Source organism: Synechococcus sp. B60.1 (genome assembly GCF_047462555.1).
GTDB lineage: Bacteria > Cyanobacteriota > Cyanobacteriia > Thermostichales > Thermostichaceae > Thermostichus.
Genome location: NZ_JANSJN010000093.1, coordinates 9,034 through 10,978 on the forward strand (window position 1 = coordinate 9,034; position 1,945 = coordinate 10,978).

The 1,945-nt window shown below is 55.7% G+C and carries 1 protein-coding gene and 1 pseudogene; one reads left to right on the forward strand and one right to left on the reverse strand.

Annotated features, from left to right (window positions below):
- Positions 1-151 precede the first annotated feature (151 nt).
- Positions 152-1,528 carry a proton extrusion protein PcxA gene (pxcA, locus tag NW863_RS10380; RefSeq protein ID WP_414366177.1) on the forward strand — a complete coding sequence of 459 codons (1,377 nt, stop codon included), beginning with the start codon at positions 152-154 and terminating at the stop codon, positions 1,526-1,528.
- Positions 1,529-1,704: 176 nt separating this feature from the next.
- On the opposite strand, the pseudogene NW863_RS10385 reads toward pxcA, so the two are convergent.
- A pseudogene (locus tag NW863_RS10385) lies at positions 1,705-1,945 on the reverse strand (DUF721 domain-containing protein); the annotation flags it as partial.

The following is a 1,945-nucleotide window of genomic DNA, read 5'->3' on the forward strand; positions in this document are numbered from 1 at the left end:
CCTTCAGCACGGTTTTGATCCAGACAGGCCGCTTCCCCATCCGGATCCCTGCCCAGCCTCCCAGAAGTTGTTACAATAGTTAGCCATTGAAAAGTGTATGGATCAGCCCTGAGAAAAACCGCCACAGGAAAAAACAATGGGGGAATCCGTATTGAGCAGGCTCGGCCAGTGGATCTCAAGTACTCCCCTACGCTCCCTCAATCGAGCCTATGAAGCTGCCCTGCGCATCAAAGCCATCGAAGACCGCTACTTTCAGGGGGAATCCATCGGCAGCAACGGAACCCACGGCCAAAACACCAGCCGCTACTTTCAGATCCAATTGCGCCAGGAATTGCGCCAAATCGATCTTAGTTTAGCCGAGTTCAGGGCCAGTAGCGTTTTTTCTCGCCTGCCGGATCCCGCGCAAAATGGCAGCGGCCCTCCCTTCTCTTCCGACAAAGATCAGGCCAAAGAGGCCCCCGTCGGCCCTTCCGAAAACGACGGCAAAGACGCTGCAAATGGCCGACAAAGTCGGGATCCCTCTATCTTGGAAAAGCTAGAGTTTATCGATCAGGTGACCTCGCGATACAAGCGCCCCGCTGCACAACCCAAGTTCACCTCCCCTCCGCCCAAGTCTCAAGAGCAACAAGAGCAACCAGAGCCCCTGACCTCAAGCCAGCCGGAGCCCTCCGACCCCTCCATCAAAACCAATCTTGCTAAGACAAACCCCGACAACAGCAATGCCCCGGTTGCCTCTAGAACGGCCCTCTTGCCCCGCTCCATCCTGCGTACGGCCAACCAGATCCGCCGTGAGCTGGGTTCGCAAGCGGAAGAAGAGCTACTGCAGGAGTATCGCAGCCAACGCACACGTACACTGGTGGCAGTTCGGTTTTTGCTGCTGTTGGCCATTTTGCCGCTGCTGGCCCAGATCTTCTCAAAACAGTTCCTGTTCGGGCCGTTGTTGGATCGCTTTCAGTCGCGGCAGCCCACCATCTTGGCTCTGAGCTACGAATTTCAAGAAAAGGCCCTCTCCGAGTTTGAGTTTTTCAAGGAAAAAATAGAGTTTGAGCGGGCCTTACACCACCAATCTCCAGAGCTCGACCTGGAATCCGAAGACCAACTGTCCAGGAAGGCAGAGGAGTTGCTGCAAAAATACAGCCGTAAGAATTTAGAAGGCCTCAAGAACGTCCTCGCTGACGTGCTATCGCTGCTGGTGTTTGGCTGGCTGATCTTTATCGGACGCGAGGAAATTGAAGTTCTCAAGTCTTTTTTGGATCGCCTGATCTATGGCCTTAGCGACAGTGCTAAGGCTTTTATCATTATCCTCTTCACCGACGTGTTCGTCGGCTACCACTCTCCCCACGGCTGGGAGGTGCTGCTGAGCAGCTTAGCTGACCACCTAGGTTTGCCAGAAAACCGCAATTTTATCTACGGCTTTATTGCCACTTTTCCCGTTTTTCTCGACACACTCTTTAAGTACTGGATCTTCCGTTACTTGAACCGTGTATCGCCGTCGGCAGTGGCCACCTACCACGCCATGAACGATTGAGGGTTCGCAGTTGCCTTCATTGGAGAATCCAGGCCGCTGCCCTCACCCCCGGCCCCTCTCCCAGAGGGAGCAGCCCTCACCCCCAGCCCCTCTCCCAGAGGGAGAGGGGAGCTGGGGAGCGGCCTAACGAGTCGTTTCGTTGCCGTTGGAAACAGCCCTAATTTGAGTTCCCTGAGTTAGCTGCGCAGGCGCAAGGACTGGCGATGGCAAAACCCGCAGACAAACCAACGCTCCAGTTCGGCGGCAGGGGTAGGGCAGCCACAGGCGGGGCAAGGGAACAGATTTTGCTGAGTCTGCCGTTGTTTGACCACTCTCGCCCAGCGCTCGAAAGCCACTTTCGGATCCGAGATGGGCTGTTTGGGGGGAGCGTTGCGGCAAGATCCCTGGGTGGTATACAGATCTGACGCTGCCGACGAG